The organism is Methylobacterium sp. HMF5984 (assembly GCF_045033435.1).
Taxonomy (GTDB): Bacteria; Pseudomonadota; Alphaproteobacteria; order Rhizobiales; family Beijerinckiaceae; genus Methylobacterium.
On sequence record NZ_JBJFLN010000001.1, the window covers coordinates 1,539,539 to 1,557,011 of the forward strand.

At 63.7% G+C, this 17,473-nt stretch carries 21 protein-coding genes and 1 pseudogene; 8 read left to right on the top strand and 14 right to left on the bottom strand.

Going from position 1 to position 17,473, the window contains the following annotated elements; translation table 11 throughout:
• Nucleotides 1-4 precede the first annotated feature (4 nt).
• The 5 genes and pseudogenes from ACFZ8E_RS07310 to ACFZ8E_RS07330 all read right to left on the bottom strand — a co-directional run bounded on the left by ACFZ8E_RS07310 (nt 5) and on the right by ACFZ8E_RS07330 (nt 5,672).
• Nucleotides 5-2,200, bottom strand: a complete 2,196-nt coding sequence (locus ACFZ8E_RS07310) for a hypothetical protein (protein WP_405042454.1) — start codon at nt 2,198-2,200, stop codon at nt 5-7.
• Between the two features lie 10 nt (nt 2,201-2,210).
• The gene (locus tag ACFZ8E_RS07315; RefSeq protein WP_405042455.1) at nt 2,211-2,564 is read right to left on the bottom strand and encodes a hypothetical protein; all 354 of its coding nucleotides are present in this window, start codon (nt 2,562-2,564) and stop codon (nt 2,211-2,213) included.
• Between the two features lie 68 nt (nt 2,565-2,632).
• On the bottom strand, nt 2,633-3,043 hold the full coding sequence (locus ACFZ8E_RS07320; protein ID WP_405042456.1) for a hypothetical protein: 411 nt from the start codon (nt 3,041-3,043) through the stop codon (nt 2,633-2,635).
• 7 nt (nt 3,044-3,050) lie between these two features.
• A complete protein-coding gene (locus ACFZ8E_RS07325; RefSeq protein ID WP_405042457.1) occupies nt 3,051-4,202 on the bottom strand; it encodes a hypothetical protein in 1,152 nt (383 codons plus the stop codon).
• A 328-nt stretch (nt 4,203-4,530) separates the two neighbouring features.
• A pseudogene (locus tag ACFZ8E_RS07330) lies at nt 4,531-5,672 on the bottom strand (IS3 family transposase).
• Between the two features lie 113 nt (nt 5,673-5,785).
• On the opposite strand from ACFZ8E_RS07330, the gene ACFZ8E_RS07335 reads away from it, so the two are divergent.
• Genes ACFZ8E_RS07335 through ACFZ8E_RS07345 form a run of 3 tightly spaced genes read left to right on the top strand, consistent with a single transcriptional unit; the run spans nt 5,786 to nt 7,445 of the window.
• Nucleotides 5,786-6,079: a hypothetical protein gene (locus ACFZ8E_RS07335; protein WP_405042458.1), complete on the top strand. Its 294-nt coding sequence runs from the start codon at nt 5,786-5,788 to the stop codon at nt 6,077-6,079.
• 5 nt (nt 6,080-6,084) lie between these two features.
• On the top strand, nt 6,085-6,804 hold the full coding sequence (locus ACFZ8E_RS07340) for a YqaJ viral recombinase family protein (protein ID WP_405042459.1): 720 nt from the start codon (nt 6,085-6,087) through the stop codon (nt 6,802-6,804).
• Nucleotides 6,801-7,445, top strand: a complete 645-nt coding sequence (locus ACFZ8E_RS07345; protein ID WP_405042460.1) for a hypothetical protein — start codon at nt 6,801-6,803, stop codon at nt 7,443-7,445. The genes ACFZ8E_RS07340 and ACFZ8E_RS07345 overlap by 4 nt, the downstream gene beginning before the upstream one ends.
• Before the next feature lie 74 nt (nt 7,446-7,519).
• On the opposite strand, the gene ACFZ8E_RS07350 is transcribed toward ACFZ8E_RS07345, so the two are convergent.
• A complete protein-coding gene (locus ACFZ8E_RS07350; protein WP_405042461.1) occupies nt 7,520-7,786 on the bottom strand; it encodes a hypothetical protein in 267 nt (88 codons plus the stop codon).
• Between the two features lie 346 nt (nt 7,787-8,132).
• On the opposite strand from ACFZ8E_RS07350, the gene ACFZ8E_RS07355 reads away from it, so the two are divergent.
• Nucleotides 8,133-8,414 (top strand): hypothetical protein, encoded by a 282-nt coding sequence (locus ACFZ8E_RS07355; protein ID WP_405042462.1) that lies wholly within the window; start codon nt 8,133-8,135, stop codon nt 8,412-8,414.
• Complete coding sequence (locus ACFZ8E_RS07360) at nt 8,411-8,782, top strand: DUF4031 domain-containing protein (RefSeq protein WP_243949790.1); 372 nt, start codon at nt 8,411-8,413, stop codon at nt 8,780-8,782. The genes ACFZ8E_RS07355 and ACFZ8E_RS07360 overlap by 4 nt, the downstream gene beginning before the upstream one ends.
• 114 nt (nt 8,783-8,896) lie before the next feature.
• Here ACFZ8E_RS07360 and ACFZ8E_RS07365 read toward each other — a convergent pair whose 3' ends face one another.
• Nucleotides 8,897-10,156, bottom strand: coding sequence for a site-specific integrase (locus ACFZ8E_RS07365; protein ID WP_243949791.1), 1,260 nt, complete (start codon nt 10,154-10,156; stop codon nt 8,897-8,899).
• Between the two features lie 289 nt (nt 10,157-10,445).
• Entirely contained in the window at nt 10,446-10,733 is a 288-nt protein-coding gene (locus ACFZ8E_RS07370) for a hypothetical protein (protein ID WP_405042463.1), read from the bottom strand.
• Nucleotides 10,734-11,087: 354 nt separating this feature from the next.
• Here ACFZ8E_RS07370 and ACFZ8E_RS07375 point away from each other — a divergent pair, with 354 nt between their 5' ends.
• A complete protein-coding gene (locus ACFZ8E_RS07375; protein WP_405042464.1) occupies nt 11,088-12,026 on the top strand; it encodes a hypothetical protein in 939 nt (312 codons plus the stop codon).
• Between the two features lie 443 nt (nt 12,027-12,469).
• On the opposite strand, the gene ACFZ8E_RS07380 is transcribed toward ACFZ8E_RS07375, so the two are convergent.
• From ACFZ8E_RS07380 to ACFZ8E_RS07400, 5 genes are all read right to left on the bottom strand, one after another.
• Complete coding sequence (locus ACFZ8E_RS07380) at nt 12,470-12,904, bottom strand: hypothetical protein (protein WP_405042466.1); 435 nt, start codon at nt 12,902-12,904, stop codon at nt 12,470-12,472.
• A gap of 226 nt (nt 12,905-13,130) precedes the next feature.
• The gene (locus ACFZ8E_RS07385; protein WP_405042467.1) at nt 13,131-13,349 is read right to left on the bottom strand and encodes a hypothetical protein; all 219 of its coding nucleotides are present in this window, start codon (nt 13,347-13,349) and stop codon (nt 13,131-13,133) included.
• On the bottom strand, nt 13,346-13,672 hold the full coding sequence (locus tag ACFZ8E_RS07390; RefSeq protein WP_405042468.1) for a hypothetical protein: 327 nt from the start codon (nt 13,670-13,672) through the stop codon (nt 13,346-13,348). The genes ACFZ8E_RS07385 and ACFZ8E_RS07390 overlap by 4 nt, the downstream gene beginning before the upstream one ends.
• Nucleotides 13,673-13,687: 15 nt before the next feature.
• Complete coding sequence (locus tag ACFZ8E_RS07395) at nt 13,688-13,966, bottom strand: hypothetical protein (protein ID WP_405042469.1); 279 nt, start codon at nt 13,964-13,966, stop codon at nt 13,688-13,690.
• Nucleotides 13,966-14,283, bottom strand: coding sequence for a hypothetical protein (locus ACFZ8E_RS07400; RefSeq protein WP_405042470.1), 318 nt, complete (start codon nt 14,281-14,283; stop codon nt 13,966-13,968). Before ACFZ8E_RS07400 ends, ACFZ8E_RS07395 begins: the two co-directional genes overlap by 1 nt.
• A gap of 116 nt (nt 14,284-14,399) precedes the next feature.
• On the opposite strand from ACFZ8E_RS07400, the gene ACFZ8E_RS07405 reads away from it, so the two are divergent.
• Nucleotides 14,400-15,065 (top strand): hypothetical protein, encoded by a 666-nt coding sequence (locus ACFZ8E_RS07405; protein WP_405042471.1) that lies wholly within the window; start codon nt 14,400-14,402, stop codon nt 15,063-15,065.
• A 1,224-nt stretch (nt 15,066-16,289) separates the two neighbouring features.
• Nucleotides 16,290-16,562 carry a hypothetical protein gene (locus ACFZ8E_RS07410; RefSeq protein WP_405042472.1) on the top strand — a complete coding sequence of 91 codons (273 nt, stop codon included), beginning with the start codon at nt 16,290-16,292 and terminating at the stop codon, nt 16,560-16,562.
• Nucleotides 16,563-16,604: 42 nt separating this feature from the next.
• Here the strand turns inward: ACFZ8E_RS07410 and ACFZ8E_RS07415 are convergent, their stop codons facing one another.
• Nucleotides 16,605-17,363 carry a hypothetical protein gene (locus ACFZ8E_RS07415; RefSeq protein WP_405042473.1) on the bottom strand — a complete coding sequence of 253 codons (759 nt, stop codon included), beginning with the start codon at nt 17,361-17,363 and terminating at the stop codon, nt 16,605-16,607.
• Nucleotides 17,364-17,473: the final 110 nt, after the last annotated feature.

Genomic DNA, 17,473 nt, shown 5'->3' on the forward strand with positions numbered 1-17,473 from the left:
CGCCTCAATGGATCATCTTCGAGACGGTCGGCGCGGTGCTGTAGGTCAGCTGGTAGATCGCGCCCGCGGGAACCGTGAACTGCCCGCCGCCCGTGCCGAACGTGATGCTGTTCGTCTCGTCCCGCACGATGACGGACGCTCCGCCCTGGACGAAGTACGTCGTCGTCGTCGGGCCGGCCGGTAGAGGCATCGGCGACGCCGCGACCGTGACGTTCGACGGCCCGACCGGGTTGTAGCCCGGGTTGTCGTGGACGACGTTGTTGCGGCCGGTGGCGTTGAAGCCGACTGCCGCCACGGTGTTCCCGAAGAAGCGGTTGTCGTGAGCGGCGATGAAGTTGCCGGCGCCGCCCTGCGCACGGAAGCCGATCCCGTTGGTGCGGGCCGAGGTCGCGACGTTGAACGGCGAGTAGGCGCCGATCCCGTTGTCGCCGATCGTGAAGTGCCCGCAGCCGGGACCCAGATCGATACCGACGGCCCAACCCGAGACCATCGCGCCCGTCACCGAGGTATCGATCGGCGAGGCGTCGGCGCAGACGAAGCCGCTGCCGTTCAGACTGGTGCCCTGGCCGGTGGTCGAGACGATCAGGCCACCGGACCACCGCGTGTTCATCACGGGGCTGGTGATGCCGGTCAGCTTCGCGGCGCCCGACCCGTTGATGATGAAGCCGTTCGTGTTGAGCGTGCCGTCGCTGGCATTCGTATTGGTGATCCAGGAATTGTAGATCCCGGTGTCGAAGACGTAGCCGGAGCCGACGGGCGTGATCGATCCGTTGTCGCGCTGTGCCGAATCCATGTAGGTCGAGTTGACCCGCGTCGCCTGGACGGTCTGCCCGCGCACCACGAAGGCCGCTCCCGAGCCCGTCCCACCTGTGGTGTTGCCGATAGCGAACGTGGCGCCGGTCCCGGTTCCGCCTGTGACGGAGGTCGGGTTCGGCGGCGCTGCCGTGTAGTTCGACTGGACGGTGTAGGAGCAGCACCCGGCAGGGGCGACGGCCGTGATTGGTCCGTTCGCCGCGCTGGTGTTGGTCAGCTGCAACGCCACGCTGCCAGAGCCGACCGTTCCGCCGACCAGCGTTAGGGTGTCGCCCCGGGTGTAGCTCGCGCCACCGCTGTTGACCTGGACGGGCAGCGCTGGGAGCACCGTGTACCCGCCGGGGTTCGTGACGGTCCAAGCCGTGATCAGGCCGCTGCCGTTCACCGCCGTGACGGTGATCTGCATGGCACTGAAGCCGGACGCGAGCGTGCCGCCGGTGACCGTGAGCACGTCGCCGACGCGATAGCCGGTGCCGCCGGAGAACAGGAACGGTGCGTTCGATGGCTGCAGGAGCAGGTTCGTGCGATTGCTGATGAGGTCCGAGTCCGTAACGACGAGCTCGCCCGTGTCCTCCCCCTTGATCGCGAACGTCGGATAGCGCCGGTTCGACGCCACCGGGTCGATGAAGTTCGACATGCAGATGAGGCGGTTGATCCAGTTCGCCGGACCGACCACGTCGTTCTGGACCAGCACGCAGCCCGAACCCGGGTTGGTGCCGCCGTCCGCGCAATACTGGACCATCAGGTGATCGACGGAGTTCCAGCCAGCCTGCGCGCCCATGCGCACGCCGATGAAGCAGTTCCGGATCGAGGTGTTGCGGACGTAGCCGTAGCCGTTGGCGAGGTTGACGGTGTAGCCGGAGGTGCGGACCGCGTTGGTGTCGGTCGCGACGTGCTCGAAGGCGACGTCCGAGATCCCCGAGTTCAGGCCGGTGAACTTCAGCACGTCGCCGGTCGTGAAGCCGACCGTGGTGCGCAGGCGCGTGCAGTTCTGGCCGCCGCCCTGGATGTGCAGGTAGGCGTTCGTGATGACCGAGGTCGACGACAGCAGGTAGACGCCGCAGGCCAGCCGCAGCCGGGCGCCCGTCGAGGGCAGCTTCGCAACCGCAGCGACGATCGCCTGCGAGACGTCTACCCCGGTGTCCGGCAGGACGCCGAGGTTCCCCATCGAGAAGTCGGGCAGCTGGGTCGCCGCGTCGAAGATGTTGGTCGTCGCGTTCAGGCAGCCGATCGGCACCATCGCGCGCGCGTTCGAACTCCGCACCGACAGTTGCCGGCACGGGCCGGAGTTCTGCATGCCGATTTCGGGCAGCGTGTAGGTCTGAGCGCCGGCATGCGCGCACAGCGTCGCGAACGCGACGAGCGCGAGAATGGTCTTGCGGAGCATCGGGCGAGCCTCAGTTCGGGAGCGCGGCGGCTTGGGCGAGGACGGACGCGAGCTGCGCGTCGGAGAGGCCGAGCGTCGCCTTGACGAAGGCAGCAAGGGCGCATCCGGCGGTGACGAAGGCGGTGCTGTTGAAGGCCCGGTTGATCGGGTCGCCCGGATCGGACGGCACGGCGGCGGCCAGGACCGCGGTCGCTCCGGGCGTCAGGGCCTCGAGCGCACCGAAGAACTGGCTGCGGCTGGGTCCGGGGGTGCCGCCGACGCCGGTGGTGTCGAAGCGGAAGGCCGTGCCCTCGCGCGTCACCACGACCGTCGGCGTGGAGCGCACGTCGATCGGGAAGGATGGCCGGATCGGGTAGGAGGGCATGGCGGCTCCGGGCAAAGAAAAACCCGCCGGCGAGGGCGGGTTGGGCAGAACGGTGCGCGAGGCGCGCGTCAGGCGAATTCGATGGGCTCGTCGAAGATCTCCGCCGTCTCCAACCCGATCGTGACCGAGACGCGGACGTCGTAGAGGCCGGGCGGGATCGCGAGCAGCGAGCCGGCCGGGAAGAGCGCCTCGACGAGGCCGGGGTTCGAGACGACGAGCGTCCCGGTGGACAGAGAAGCCGACAGGACGGGCGGCGCATCGCTGGCGCAGCACCCGATGCTCGACCAGCACCACAACTCGCGCCACATCGGCGCGCGCGGCGTCACGGTGAGCACCACGTCGGACGCGGCCAAGAAGTCGATCAGCCCCGCATCGGTGATGTCGAGCCGCCCGGCCGGATCGGCGCTGCGGAAGACATGCCGGAACCGCCACTGCCCCCGCCGCGAGACCGCGCCGAGCGTGTTCATGAACGATGGCATGGCGCGCTCAGAGCTTGAGGTAGTAGGTGCCGAGGCGCGTCGGCTGCAGCGTCGAGATCGGCACGCCGCCGCCCGGGTTCGCGTTTGACACGTCGAAGTCCGCCGAAGGCTGCTGAACCGTAGGCGTTCTGACGCTGTGCCAGAGATCGTTGACTGCCACGCCGCCGGCGCCCTGCGACGCGCCGACCAGATCAACGAAGGTTGGCGTCTGGAATGGCGGGTAGTTCACCGTTACATGCCCGTTCGGCAGCGCGGCCGGAAGGTTCGGGTTGGCCAACACCTCGGCGATGTCGCCGCCGGTCGCGCCTGGTGATTGCGCGTCGCCGAAGGCCGAGAACCGCGCGGAGACGGTGCCGGTCGAGCCCGCGGCCGCAACCTGCGAGAGCGTGATGCTGGTCCCGTTGATCGCGAGGACGCGCGTGCCGGACGAGAGCCCGACCGCGGTCACGAACATTCCCAGCGCAAGGCGCCCGGGGTCCACGACCTGTGCCGCCGTCGATCCGTCCGTCAGGGTGATGTCGGTCGTCACCTGGAGCCGGTTCGTGGGCGACGACCCCATGTCGTCCAGGCCGCCGGCCACGAAGCCCTGCATCGTCGGGACGGCAATCTGCTTGCCGGCGGCGAAATCGTCGGCGGCCGACGTGCCGCGCCCGCCGATGACGGAGGCGATCCCATCCCCGAAGGTCGACCACAGGTAGATGAAGAGCGCCCGGGCCGAGGCGTCGGCGAGCTCCGTCGCGCCGGAGCCGCTGCCGCCGACGGTGCGCTGGTTCATCCGCACCCAGCCCGGCTGGATCGAATTGTCGAGGCGCCACTTCACGTCGCCGGTCCGCGCGAGCGCGTTGGGGTCGACGTCCGCCACCGGATCGGTCGTGTCGACCACCGGGGCCTCGCCGAGCCCGTCGTCGTTCCAGATCAGGTCGCCGTAGGGGCCCAGGACCTCTTCGCGGTAGAGCACCTGCGGCAGGTACACCCGCGGGAATCGTCCGGTGCCGTCGGCGACGACCGGCTGCGTCAGCGGCACGGACAGCGCGGCATCGCTGAAGACGGTCAGCGGCTTGGTGGTGCCGGCGTCGTAGAAGAACGCGCGCGGCACCAGCAGCGGGCGGCCCGACGCATCGAGCACCTGCTGCCGCGAGAGCGGCCAGGATTGGGTCATTTCAGGGGTCCGACATGCGCCCCGCATGGGGGCGGGGCTTGCGGGCTGCGCGGCAGGTTGCTCGCGCGCGTCTCGGGACGGTGGCTTATTCGGCGGGATTGCCCGTCGGGTCAAGGGTACTGCCGAAACGTTCGAGCCGGGCGCTTGTGGAAGCGGCCCGGCTCGGTTCATCCTCGGAGATGCGACTCAACCGATGGACATCACCACAATATGAAAAAGCCACCGCGGAGCAAGCCCGGGAAACCGAAAGCTAAGCCCAGCCTACCGCAACTAACAGTCGCCACTGACCTTGACCTGACCGGTATTTTGGACCGAGCCGATTGAGAGGCTACTGCATGGCCGCTGCCATGGGTAGCCGGAAGGCCAGATCCGGGAAGCTGACAGGCGCGGGCGGCCGATAGCCCAGGGACGAATGCGGCCGGACGCGGTTGTAGGTAGTTTGCCAAAGACCGATCACGATCTGCGCCTCCTTCAGCGAGTAGAAGATCTCTTGTCTCAGGCACTCATCCTGAAGCTTGCCATTGAAGCTCTCGCAGTACCCGTTCTCCCACGGCGAGCCCGGCGCAATGTACTGGATCTGTGCTCCGGCTTTGGCGACCCATTTGCGCAACGCCTTGGAGATCATCTCAGGGCCATTATCGCAGCGTATGTGCTCCGGGATGCCGTGCAGGCACATGGCGTCGGCCAGCGTCTCGATCACGCCGACGCTGTTGATGCGTCGCGCCACCTTCAGCGCCAGACAAGCTCGGCTATGCTCGTCGATCAGCGTCAGGACCCGGAGCGAGCGTCCGTCGTGGGTCCGCGCCTGGACGAAGTCGAAGCTCCAGACGTGATTGCGGTGGAGCGGACGTAGCCGCACGCTGGATCCATCGTTCAGCCACAGGCGGCTGCGCGGTCGGTGCTTCTGTGGGACCTTGAGCCCCTCGCGACGCCAGATGCGTTGAACCCGATCCTTGCCCACCTGCCAGCCGTCCGCTTGTAGCAGCGCGGTGATGCGGCGGTAGCCATAGCGCCCGTACTCGGACGCCATGGCAATGATGGCGCGGGTCAGCGCATCCTCGTCGGCCAGCACGGTCGGCACGTAGCGTTGCGTGCCCCGGTGCTGACCGACGATCCGGCAGGCGTGACGTTCCGAGAGGCCGTACTTCTCCCGGATCCCATCGACCGCCTGCCGGCGTCGCTCGGGGGCTACAAGTTTCCCGCGGCGACGTCCGCCAACACCTGCTTCTCCAAGGATAGATCGGCTACCAGTCGCCGCAGCCGCGCGTTCTCGCGCTCCAGGTCCTTCATCTTCCTGGCCTGATCGACTTGGAGACCGCCGTACTCCTTGCGCCAGCGGTAATAGCTCTGCTCGGAGATCTCCGCCTCCTTGCACGCTAGCGCTAAACTCTTGCCCTGGGCCGTCTGCACCTCGATCTGCCGCAGCTTCAGCACCACCTGCTCCGCGCTCGTCTTTTGACCTCGCCGCATGTCCGACTCCTTCGGTCCTGGCTGATCCTCTCAATCAGTCCGGTCCAAAGCCAGCCGGTCAGGTCAATCGCCGGCGGCAATGTCCTGATCTCTCACGCTGCCGAGGTGCGCCCATGAGCCGGCTCGCTCACCATTTCCGCCCGCCGTTCGCAGTCCGGTCCGCCTCCGAGCCGGTGATCGTTGACGCCGACGGCGAGCTGATCGGGCAGGCGCTGCCTGGTCCGCCGCTGAAGGTCCGCATGCTCCTCGCCGAGGAGATGGCCGCCGGCCTCAACGCGCGCTGCCGTGTCCCCGAGCCGGCGATCGCCGACGGCTTCGACCCTCACCACGGCGCGGCTGTCCTCGCCGAGAGCCGCCAGCAGGCCGAGCGGATGAACCGCGGCCGCCTTCCCGACGCAGCGGAGTGACCACCATGGAAATGATCGCCAACGCCGGCAGCGCACCATCCTCGGTCCGCATCCACACCGACCTCTTCCAGGGCACCGATGAGTGGCTGGCGGCTCGGTGCGGCATGCTCACCGCGAGCGAGATGAAGCTGATCATCACGCCGACCTTCAAGGCGGCGAAGAACGAGAAGGAGCGTGCGCACCTCTACGAGCTCTTGGCCCAGCGCATCACGAAGCACGTCGAGCCCCACTACGTCGGCGACGACATGCTGCGCGGGCAGGAGGACGAGTTCGAGGCGCTGGCCATCTACGCCAAGCACTACGCCGAGACCGAAGCGGTTGGCTTCATCACCAACGACAAATGGGGCTTCACGCTCGGCTACTCGCCCGACGCGATCGTCGGCTCCGACGGCCTCGTCGAGTGCAAGTCCCGGCGCCAGAAGTACCAGATCGAGACCTTCGTCGTGCACGTCGCCGAGGGGTCGATCCCGGCGGACTACCTGATCCAGATCCAGACCGGCCTCCTCGTGGCCGAGCGCGACTGGTGCGACCTCGTCTCGTACTCCGGCGGCCTGCCGATGGCGGTGATCCGCGCCTACCCGGACGAGAAGATCCAGGCCGCGATCGAGGAGGCCGCCGGCGACTTCGAGCGGCGCCTGAGCGAGGCCCACGACCGCTACCTCCACGCCATCGCCAAGTCGAAGGCCGTCCCGACCAAGCGCATCAACCGGGAGATCGTGGCGTGACGGACCTCTCGCAGACGATCGCCCCCAAGAGCGACCAGCTCAACGCCGACGACCTGATCGGCGGGCCGCGCACGATCACCGTCACGCGCGTCTCGGCGATGAAGGAGCCCGACCAGCCGATCGCGGTCTACTTCGAGGGCGATGGCGGCAAGCCGTACAAGCCCGGCAAGTCGATGCGGCGCGTCCTCGTACGGGTCTGGGGCAACGACGGCGCGACCTACGTCGGCCGCCGCATGACGCTCTACCGCGACGACGCGGTGCAGTTCGGCGGCGCGGCCGTCGGCGGCATCCGCATCAGCCACATGTCGGACATCGCCCGCGATGTGACGATGGCGCTCACGGTCACCCGGGCGAGCCGCAAGCCGTTCACGGTGAAGCCACTGCCGGTTGATCGCGGGCCGGCGCCGGGGAAGGAACCGACCGCACCGACCGGCGCCCCGAAGCCGACGCTGTCTAACGTCGCTCGCGACAAGGCCCGCCTCGGTCGCGAGGCCTATGCGGCGTGGACTGATCGGCTAACGCCCCGCCAGGTGGAGGCGCTCGGCGAGATCCGGCCCGACCTCGACCGGTTGCTCGACGACGCCGACGCGCGCGACGAGGAGACGTTCCCCGGCGACATCCCGAACAGCGAGGCCGCGTGATGCGTGGCGCTTCTCCTACAATGTGCCGCGCGACGGTAGCTGGTCGCCGCCGCGATATCGCGAGCCGACCTAGGTCACGCCGCGATGGCGTCCCGCGCCGCGTGAAGATCGAGCCACAGGTCCAGGCCGAGCGGCCCTTGCTTACGGAGCGCCACCTGCGCGCGGTGATCCGCGCCGTCTTGAACGAAGGCGATCTCATCGGGAACGCGGCCGGTGGTGAACACGCGCACGTGGGCGGCGGATCCTGCGAGCGAAAGCACCGCACACGGGACGACCTCACCGTCGAAGCGGATCGATGCCGTCGTGTGCGTGGGAGCCTGGTTGAAGTGCTTGTTGGCCATGCTGAGCGTGTCCTCCATGCGGAAGCTGCCAGCGTAGAGCCCCCGTCCTCAATCGTCCGTTGCAGCGCAGCAACGCGCGTCGTGGCTGTGGTGGCCAGATCATGACCGCGACCACCCCCACGCTCGGGAAGGACAGGTCCCCCTTGGCTGAGATCACATGGACGGTCCGCCCCGAGCAGATGGAGCTCGTCGCCTGATGGTTGCCTACAGCTTCAAGTAGCGGTTCGGTCCGCCGATCCTCGCCGGCACGAAGGCGCAGACGATCCGCGCCGACCGCAAGCGCCACGCCCGCCCGGGCGAGCAGCTGCAGCTCTTCACCGGCATGCGGACGAAGCACTGCCGGCGGTTGGGCGAGCCGGTGTGTCTCGCGGTGCAGCCGGTGCGCCTCGTGTTCGCCGAGCGCGGGATCCCGGAGGCCTTCCAGGTTGACCACGAGCCGATCGGGCCACGCGCGATGGTAGCGTTCGCGCAGGCTGACGGCTTCGTCGACCTAGACGACATGCGCCGCTTCTGGTGGTCGGAGCACCCGCCGGAGGAAGGCGACACCCTCGTCTTCGAGGGCTTCCTGATCCGCTGGCAGCCGCTCGTGCCGGCCGACGCGCTCGACATCGCAGCGAGGGCAGCATGAGCGTCTACGTCGATCAGCCCATCTTCCCGTTCGGACGGATGATGATGTGCCACCTCTGGGCCGACAGCCTCGATGAACTGCTGGCGATGGTCGACCGCATCGGCGTGCATCGGAAGTGGATCCAGGGCCACCCGACGCTGTCGTTCGGTAAGCACCGTAACGCTTCGTGGGTCCATTTCGACATCGCGAAGGGCAAGCGCATTCGCGCGATCGAGGCCGGCGCCATCGAGACCGACACCTACGGCGCTGTCTACTGGCAGGCCCAACGCGACGGGAACGCGGCGAAGGTGGCGATGATCGATGGCGTTCGGGCGAAGCGGCGCGAGACTGAGATCGCTGCAGCAGAGGAGGCGCGGCTGCATGGATAAGCCGCAGGCGGTCAAACCGTCGCCGAACACCCATCAGAACAGGGAGGGGAGGGCGTCATGACTGATGCAGCGCGCCACGTCGTGCCGTTTCAGGCGGCCGCCCGCGAGGTCGGGTTAAGTACGGCGACCCTTCGCCGGATCTGCAAGGACGGGCGCGGCCCGACGCTTCTTCGGCTTAGCGAGCGGCGCCTGGGCGTCCGCCGGGGCGACCTGGATGCGTGGCTCAAGACCCGCGAGATAGGCGCCGAGAAGGTCTAGGGCTTCGCGCTTCTCCGATGCGTAGACCGCCCGGTTGTAGATGCCGGCCACGCCGGCCTTGTGACCCGAGATGTGGTTCAGGACGGCCTCGACCACGTGCGGCAGCACCTTGAGCCGATCGGCCATCAGTGTCGCCGCGGTTCGCCGCAAGTCGTGCAGCCTCCAACCCGTCACGCCCGCGCGCGCGTCGAGCGCCGCCTTCGCCCGAGAGAACCCTTGGAATCCGCCATCGCCTTGACCGAAGACGAGGGTCCGCCCCTCGATGTGCTCGGTGGCGGTGAGGATCTGCAGGGCAGGGGCCGACAGCGGGACGTCGTGATCCTGCCCGTTCTTCACCCGGTGCGCCGGCAGCGACCAGAGCGCGCCGGCAAGGTCGACCTCGAGCCACGCCATGCCGGCGACCTCGTCGCGGCGCTGGCCGGTCAGCAGCAGCAGCCGCACGATCCGACCGAAGTCGTCGTTCCGGCACGCACCGAGCACCTTGGCAACCTCGTCCTCGGTGAGGATGCGGGCGCGCCGGACCTCGGGCGCCGGCTTCGGCACGCCGATCACCGGGTTGAGCTCGGCCGCCCCGGTCCCGACCAGCCACGCGAAGTGCGCCGAGAGGGCCGAGCGGGCGCGGTTCGCCGCGTGCGGGCCGGTCTCCCGCCGGATCTCAGCCAAGCGATCGGCGATCTGCTGCCGGCCGACCGAATGGAGTGGCAATCGGTGCAGGGGCCGCCATACCGTCCGCAGGTAGCGGGACGCCTCGCTGAGATAGGCCGGCCGTAGTTTCGGCGCGACCGCCTCCAGATAGGGCTCGACACCGGCGCCGAAGGTGATTGCCGCGCGCGCCTTGGCTTTCACCTTCTCGGCGTGCGGATCCTCGCCGAGCTTCGCCCGCGCCAGGCGTTCGCCGGCGGCGCGGCGCGCATCGCTCGCGGTGAGCACGCCGACCTTGCCCAGCGTCTCACGCTTCGATTGCCCCAGCGCGTTCCGGTACTGCACGACCCAGGTCCGCGAGCCGCCCTTGCTGAGGCTCAAACCGAAGCCGGGCAGGTCGTCGTCGAACACCACGAGCTTGTCGCGCCCGGCGGGGAGCACGACGGCAGCTGCGGTTTGGTTCGTAAGCCGCATCGCGCCCCGGTAAGCACATGGTAAGCAGCGCGGCGGATGCCTACGCTCACTCCCGCGCACATGATGAGGTGTTACCCGTGGGCAAGCCCTCTCGCGGTCAGCACTTTTGGCGGCCGGTAAGCAGTCCTGTCAACTGTTGCGAGCTATAACCCGTGTTTCGTAATGAGGGGGTCGGGGGTTCGAATCCCTCAAGCGGCACCAACACGTCTAAGTCGTTGTTTTGTCACGATTTTCTAACGGACCCCAAGACGCCTAGCTACAGTCCGCAGCTACAGGTTCGAGTCGCGAATCACGCCTCGTTCATGTTCACGGTCAGGTCCAGATCGTGCCAACGCGTCTTCAGTTCGAACGCGAGCAGCGGGCTGATCTCCGTCTCGATCCAATCGTTGTCGAACGGACCGATATCGCGGGCGACGCACCACGCGGCCATGTCCTCGTGTTCAACGTCTGCGACGAACTGCGCATCCGGCCGCTTGCGGTAGCTGCGTGGGCGACGCGATCCCTGCGGCTCGTACAGGATGTACGCGTACGGGTAGCCGGTATCGACATCCACGTACCAATCGATCGCGTAAAACACGGGCGGCGCGCTCCGGATGGGACCGCAGCTTTACCAGCCGAATCATTAGGGAATCTCTACTCAGCTATTCAGCCAAGTATAGACCCCTTGACAAGCTCGCGGTTCGGTTTACCCGAGCGATGATCAACTAGAATCCAAGCAAGTATAAGAATTTGCCAGCGCGCCGACCGCCTCTGACTTGAGAAAGTCGGTGGGATCGACTATTCCCGATCGATCGTGTCGAGCGCACGAAAAAGCCCGGCCGCCATTTGCAGTGGCGACCGGGCTGAATGGGTACCTTCAGCAGGTCCCCGCTTATACAGGTTTTAGCAGCGAGGCGCAACGGCCTCGGACTGAAGCCTTGCGCTCGACCTCATGAACGGGGTCGAAGGGATGAATCAGTACAGGATGCGCCGGTTGGCGCGGTACAACGTAGGCGTGAAGAAGTGGAAGGGCGTCGTCGGGTACGCCCTGCCCAGGCCGGTGATCCGGTGGCTCCAAGGCGTGTGCGACGAACGGCTCGCGAACGAGAACGTCCAGCGGGCGACCCTCACCCTCGCGAATCTCATCGGCCGCTGCTTCACGTCACCGGGCACGCTCGGACGCGATCCCGACTGGATGGCCTACGGGGCGGTGTTCTGCCTCGCCCGCGACGCCTCGAACAAGGCAAAGGGCGTCTCCGGGACCGGGGGTATCCTCTCGCATCCCATGATGATCGCGGCGGGAGTGACCGAACACTACTTCAAACTGGCTAAGCAGATTCTGCTGAGTTGTGGATTCATCGATGTCGTATCGCACCCGTTCACGTACAACTCGAATCCGCTTGCCAACACCACCCGTCGAAAGCCCATTCTGTACAGAATCGGCAAGCGCTGGTTCAACCTTTTACACGCGCGGCCGGGCCTGAAGAACCCACCGATCCATCCGGAAAGCCCCGATCTCCAGAATGCAGTAAATCTTACGATTGAAGGGAAGGATTCTACACCACATCCGTTTGGGCCGGTTGGATTGAATTCTGGAGATTCACTTCCGAGCGGGTTCGAGCGGACCGTCCCAGAGAACCCGTGGATTTGCCGGATGGAGACGAAACGGGAGCGGGAACGGCGTGAGGCGCGTCCGGAGAAGGACCGGGCGCGGGCCGACCTTGCCCGGCGACGGTACGCCGAGGCGCTTCGGGCCAAGGAGGCGGACCAGCGGAACGCGTCGATCGACAATTTCATCGGCTTCGGGCGGAGGTCGAAGCGGGGACCCGCATCGGCGCCTCTGGAACAGGCGCTGGATCAGTTCGCCCAGGCCATGGGGCTGAACCTGTGAGCGACGACGAAGGCGAGTGGACCGAGCTGTGGTGGGAGACGTTGCGGGTGGTCGCCCCGATCAGTCGTGGAGATCGCCGGGGCGGGGCGTGGCGGCGTCGGCGGGTCAGTCTGCCCGGCGGGAGGCCGCGACCGTCTGAGGAACAGCGGTCACAGCCTCGACAAGGTACGCGTTCGCGTACTCAGTGATGGGAATCTTCCGGCATGGGTTCCGAGGGGCGCGGCGGTTCTGCTTGCCCACGGGCATCGTCAAGGCTTCCTCGACGGTCAGCTTCGACCTGAACACCCGATTGTGGATCAGTGTCGCGGTGATCTTCGTCCGAGCTGACCACTGCGCACAGTCCAACCATTCACCCTCGAACAGCAGGTACACATCCCCGTGCACCCATTTGACGTGATCGAAATCGATGGTCCGGGAAGGGACGGTCGGCGGCCGACCGCGGCTCACTCGGATTCCCCAGGCAGCGGTGGGAAGAACTCGCGCCACGGTGCGGGAACGATCTTCGATCCCATCTTCATCTTGAACATGAGCACGTGCGCGTCATCGGGGAAGGTCCACCGGAGAAGGCGACCGACCTGTTGAACATCGACCACCTCACAGCCTGACTCTGCGAGCGCAAGACCGACCTCAATTCCGAACTTGATTCCGGAATCACCAAACAACATTGGTGTGTTGGGGCGCTCGGTGTAGGTGATCGAAGCCTTGGAGTCGGTATCCCTCAGGTATTCGAGATGTTCCAGAAATTCTGCCACATCAGACTTATCGATCTGTCTGGGGCCATGGTCGCCGATGAACCGCATCTGACGGCGCTGGCCGTGCAGGTTCGGCTGGGGAGCCTTCTTCGGCACCACGGGGTGACGGATGGGACGGCCGCTCATCGCTTCACCCCCGCGACTGTGTAAACCTTCTCCGCCTTGCGCCGCTTCACGGCGGCCCTGGCCCTTCGGGCTTTGATCGCCTGCATGTATTCCGCGTACAGCGCATCATGATCACGAGCGTATTGTTCACCGAGAGCACGCTTACGCGCCCTGAATTCTTCCTTCGTCATAACATCCTCAGATTTGAATCTAACGATGTTACCACTTCCAAACTTCGATCTCAGTATTAAAGCTCGCCGCAGTTTCCCAGGCGGATCAGCTCGTAAACAATCTCCGGATCGCTCGCGTAGAGCTGCCCGGCATTCCCAATGCTGTAGCCGGGTGGAATCGGACCCTTGTGCGGGGGATCACGCGACGGCGGAATCTTCGACCGCAGCACCGTGTTCTCCATCTCCAGCCGATCAAGCTCGGTGAGAAGCACGGCAAGCTCGGATTCCGAGATCACGGGGCGTTGCTCAGAAGACGGTTCGAGAGCGGAATCGAGAGCGGCGCGGGCTTCACGGTCCGGCACCGTCCACGGGTCTGAACGGTTCGAACCACCGTGACGACCCGCGGAGCCTTCGCCTTCAACGCAAGAATCTCGGTGTGCTGAGCGGCGATCTGATCGTGTTGGCGAGCGATCTCCGCATCTCGGACGGCATGACCGGAAAGGGTGCTGATCAGCAGCACGAACAGGACGGCGGCTTCGATGCCAGCGATGAGAAGAAACGACCTCACGCCCACCTGGGCGTAGAGCGCTTTGAGGCGGGTGAGGGCACGGGTGAACATGCCCTATTTAGAACTTCACCCCCAGGCGATCTTCAGCTCGAACGCAGCTCGACGGTCCGGCACCCATAACGAGTACAGCTCCACATCGGTGTCCCACCGACCGATGTGCTCGTCGAGCCATTCGACGAACTCGGAATCCAGCACGTCGTCGCCCTTCGGCCGGTCCTGATCGAACGCACGCTCGTACTGACGAAGCGAGATTCGAACACGCAACCCGCGGGCACGGTACGCCCTGATCTCACGCGCTTCGAAGTTCCGGAACGACTGGTTGGACGCTGTTCGAGGCCGTCGCATCACAGCCATCGTCCCATGAAACCGGACACCTCATTATCCGCAATCGCGATCGTGTGAATCCAAGTTCCGTTCGACATGCTCTGAGTGGCAATCGGGATGTCCCGCGCGTCGCAGAAGACCCGCATATCCGCCATGTCGATCTCTGCATTCGGGAAATTCGGCCTCGTGAAGATCGCCTGAGCGGTCACCCCATTGAGGGAGATCGTTTCCTCGCCAACGATCTCGCGCTCACCACGAAGATAAGAGTTTTTCATCGCATCAAAGTCGAGCAGGTGGGCCACTGAGCCCATGTCGAGAATCTTGAAGGTCCTTGCCATAGTGAATCCCCGATGATTCACAGCTCGCGTTATAGCGAAACGTGAATCCGTAAATTGTTATAGCCACCCGCACATCTCATATGCTTAAACGCGGCATTGCGAAACGGAAATTTCATATGACTCCGACCTTAGACGACCTTCAGAATCAGATCGCCTTCCTCACCCAACAGCTCCAGGCCGCACTTGCCGCTCAGACCGCCACAGCAGCCCCAGCACCGCCTTCGCGGTTCACCATGGGTCGATGCCCCCCGGTGCCGTCGATGACGCTCGCGCAGGCCACGTTCTTCGACAATGGCCCATCCGGATCGCGCAAGAAGCACACCGCAGAGTTCGCGGTCACCGTGGAGACGTGGATCGTCCCACCCGACCAGATCAAGCTCTCAGCGTGGCAGTGGAAGAAGTCGATTCCCCTGATCGAGTACGACACGTTCAAGCTGAGATTCGATGGCCTGCTCAACCGTGGCTCGATCACCCCGGAATACCACGAAATCCTCCAGCACACGTGGAAGAAGCTCGAACCCCAAATCGGTGCAACGAATCGAGCGATGTTCGGGCTCATCAGCACCAAGAACCCAGGCACCGTGTACTTCGATAATCAGTTCGCGATCGTCTACGTGGAGAACCGAATCCCCACGTCATTCCAGTTGTTGATCGAAGGCGATGACCTGTTCACCGCGAAGTTCGATCACCTCGACATGAAAGGACAGCCATTGAAGGGCTATGCGAAGCGACAAGCTCGACTCGCCATGTGCGATTTCCACTCGAACTGGTCAACCGAATAGCTCGAAACTCATAGTCTAATTAGTCTAAGTCGAAGACTAAATTTAGACTATGAGTTTTCGCTGCGCTGCAACTAAAGGTCAAGCGCTCGCAAAGCTCGCACTCGACCAGTCTACGAGTTGGCCTCGTCCCTCGACCAACTCCCGTACAATGCGGTCCGCGCCATCAATGGCCGCAGACCTCGACCAGTTGAGAAAGAGAAATTCTGTCCCTTCGTCGAGGCAAAAGTAAAGTGATCGCGGCGGTGAATCGTCGAGCGAGAATAGCTTCGCATGGGGCGTGGTACCACAGATACGAATAATATCGACGTGTCAGCTCGACCAATGTATAAATCAATCTATCGAAAGATGACACGCAGCATCGATCGGTAGCTTAGTTCATAATTCATACCTTGCCCCACGATGATTGCTCGTCATCGTGGGGTTTTTCGTTTGATCATCACATGACCATCCGCACACAGGCCCGTACAGAGCCGTGTAGAGCCGTGGGGGCTAGGGGAGGGGAATCGTGTGGAAGCGTCTGTAGGGCGCTGTGAGACGATCCTAGAGGCATCCTAGAAGGCCACAGCATTTTTGTGATTTTCAATGTCGCCTCGCTGAAGCCAAGACGATAATTAGTTCATATGTGAACTATCTCAGATCATGCAAGCAGAGCATACCAACACCCTGCCTCGAATAGTTAACACGGCTTCGCATAAGCTGTATTATGGAATCTGCGAAAACGACTTGGGGTCAGGCTATGCTGCCCACGCATGCCCATGGCGGGGCATGAATGCATGGCTTGCGGCCTAATGTCGGGGAATGTCCCCCATGAATCCGAAAAACGTCAGACGATGATGTGTGGACGCAGCTCGACCAGTCTTCGAGCGGCCTGACCTGGGCAGATGATCGGCTTTGTGAGGCTAAGTGATTGATCTTGCTCGAAAAAGCCTAATGAAAATGAGCCTCTCCCGCCGGAATTCTTCGACCCCCCTCCCCTCCCCTGCGATTTCAAAAATCCGGAGTAAAACCCGAAAAAGCCAGCGAAAAAACGGGTCCCCATCTGGAGTAGGGGACCCTCGCGTTCCGCTCGGCCCTACCGGGTCCCCCCAGATCAGGGTCCCCTGATGGGTCCCTCTATAGTGGGACTCACCCCGCCGGGTCCTCCCTAACATTTTAACCGTGCTTGAAGACCGTGGATTCACTTCCCCCTCAACCTGTGAGATTCTTCGGTCAGAGGAGTCCATCATGCGTCGTATCATTCCCCTTGCTCTGGTTCTCAGCCTTCTCCCGACCTTCTCGCAGGCGTGCGTTCTGATGTCGGACGATCCCGACGCGGAGCTGTGCGATGGGGTGATCTCCCGCGGCGGGTCCTCCCATTATCTTCGGGACCTTCACGGGGAGCGTCGGTACCGCAAGGAGCTGCGTGACCGCGCCGGGGATGTTCCGATGATCCCCCAGGGCCAAAGCTTCAACCTGTTCGACGGTCGGACGATCTACTCGGGGCAGGTGAACCCGTAGGAACGAAAAAGACCCTTCGATGGGGATGACCGAACGATTCCCTCACCAGATCATGTTGATCAGGTCTTGCACCCAACTCGCTGCGGTTTCGGACGCATGTCCGATTCCCTGTTCAAGTTCCTTCTCCGCAGATTTTTTCGCGACCTTCGCAAGGCTATCTTTCATTTTGTTCATAAGACCACGTTCGACCATCACGGGATTTCGAAGCAGCCCGAGTGTCGTTTCGAGAATCGCGATCAACTGATTTCGCTCAATATCGGTGATCGCCTGTTGGTCAGGTGGAAGATTTGATCGTTTTACTTGTACGACTATGCTATCTAACAGCACAGATGTAGCCGAGATTTTGGCTTTAAGCTCAGAATTTAAGGCGATGAAGCTCCAACTATCAGCTTGAAATGTAAAAGGCGGCGATGATGGTTGCGCCTGAGCTGAACGATTTTGACTCGATTCGACTAGGCTATCAACCTCGTCTCGGAAAAATTCTGTATCGTATTCGTTTACTGGATCGGTCCGCTGATCTAAGCTCCGTAGATAGCTTCGAATACGCTGTGCGACAATTCGTGTATCTTGAAGATCAAATGGCCCAGGATTTTTGAGGTATTTTGAGACTAGCGGAGCAGCGAGGGACAACTTGGGAGCAAGATCGGTGTAAGCCGTGCCCCATCCGTGCAGTTCATTCAAGACGATGATCAAGTCATCAATCTCATGCTTCTCAACGGTTTTCTCATCTCGACCATTAAGATATGAGATGACCATTTCCATATCATCGAGAAGCTTATGGACGACATCGATTTGCGCCATTCCGGTTTTGAGCCTTCGCGGACGTTCATTTAGGACGTACAGTCGGACTTTACGCTATCAGGTCAATCCCACGTCAACAAGCTTTGATCGCCAAGGATTCGCTTGCTAGA

What these genes read in the sequence shown, in the direction of transcription:
- ACFZ8E_RS07310 (WP_405042454.1), bottom strand. Translation starts at nt 2,200, where the DNA reads ATGCTCCGCAAGACCATTCTCGCGCTCGTCGCGTTCGCGACGCTGTGC.
- ACFZ8E_RS07315 (WP_405042455.1), bottom strand. Translation starts at nt 2,564, where the DNA reads ATGCCCTCCTACCCGATCCGGCCATCCTTCCCGATCGACGTGCGCTCC.
- ACFZ8E_RS07320 (WP_405042456.1), bottom strand. Translation starts at nt 3,043, where the DNA reads ATGCCATCGTTCATGAACACGCTCGGCGCGGTCTCGCGGCGGGGGCAG.
- ACFZ8E_RS07325 (WP_405042457.1), bottom strand. Translation starts at nt 4,202, where the DNA reads ATGACCCAATCCTGGCCGCTCTCGCGGCAGCAGGTGCTCGATGCGTCG.
- ACFZ8E_RS07335 (WP_405042458.1), top strand. Translation starts at nt 5,786, where the DNA reads ATGAGCCGGCTCGCTCACCATTTCCGCCCGCCGTTCGCAGTCCGGTCC.
- ACFZ8E_RS07340 (WP_405042459.1), top strand. Translation starts at nt 6,085, where the DNA reads ATGGAAATGATCGCCAACGCCGGCAGCGCACCATCCTCGGTCCGCATC.
- ACFZ8E_RS07350 (WP_405042461.1), bottom strand. Translation starts at nt 7,786, where the DNA reads ATGGCCAACAAGCACTTCAACCAGGCTCCCACGCACACGACGGCATCG.
- ACFZ8E_RS07360 (WP_243949790.1), top strand. Translation starts at nt 8,411, where the DNA reads ATGAGCGTCTACGTCGATCAGCCCATCTTCCCGTTCGGACGGATGATG.
- ACFZ8E_RS07365 (WP_243949791.1), bottom strand. Translation starts at nt 10,156, where the DNA reads ATGCGGCTTACGAACCAAACCGCAGCTGCCGTCGTGCTCCCCGCCGGG.
- ACFZ8E_RS07375 (WP_405042464.1), top strand. Translation starts at nt 11,088, where the DNA reads ATGAACGGGGTCGAAGGGATGAATCAGTACAGGATGCGCCGGTTGGCG.
- ACFZ8E_RS07380 (WP_405042466.1), bottom strand. Translation starts at nt 12,904, where the DNA reads ATGAGCGGCCGTCCCATCCGTCACCCCGTGGTGCCGAAGAAGGCTCCC.
- ACFZ8E_RS07390 (WP_405042468.1), bottom strand. Translation starts at nt 13,672, where the DNA reads ATGTTCACCCGTGCCCTCACCCGCCTCAAAGCGCTCTACGCCCAGGTG.
- ACFZ8E_RS07395 (WP_405042469.1), bottom strand. Translation starts at nt 13,966, where the DNA reads ATGCGACGGCCTCGAACAGCGTCCAACCAGTCGTTCCGGAACTTCGAA.
- ACFZ8E_RS07400 (WP_405042470.1), bottom strand. Translation starts at nt 14,283, where the DNA reads ATGGCAAGGACCTTCAAGATTCTCGACATGGGCTCAGTGGCCCACCTG.
- ACFZ8E_RS07405 (WP_405042471.1), top strand. Translation starts at nt 14,400, where the DNA reads ATGACTCCGACCTTAGACGACCTTCAGAATCAGATCGCCTTCCTCACC.
- ACFZ8E_RS07410 (WP_405042472.1), top strand. Translation starts at nt 16,290, where the DNA reads ATGCGTCGTATCATTCCCCTTGCTCTGGTTCTCAGCCTTCTCCCGACC.
- ACFZ8E_RS07415 (WP_405042473.1), bottom strand. Translation starts at nt 17,363, where the DNA reads ATGGCGCAAATCGATGTCGTCCATAAGCTTCTCGATGATATGGAAATG.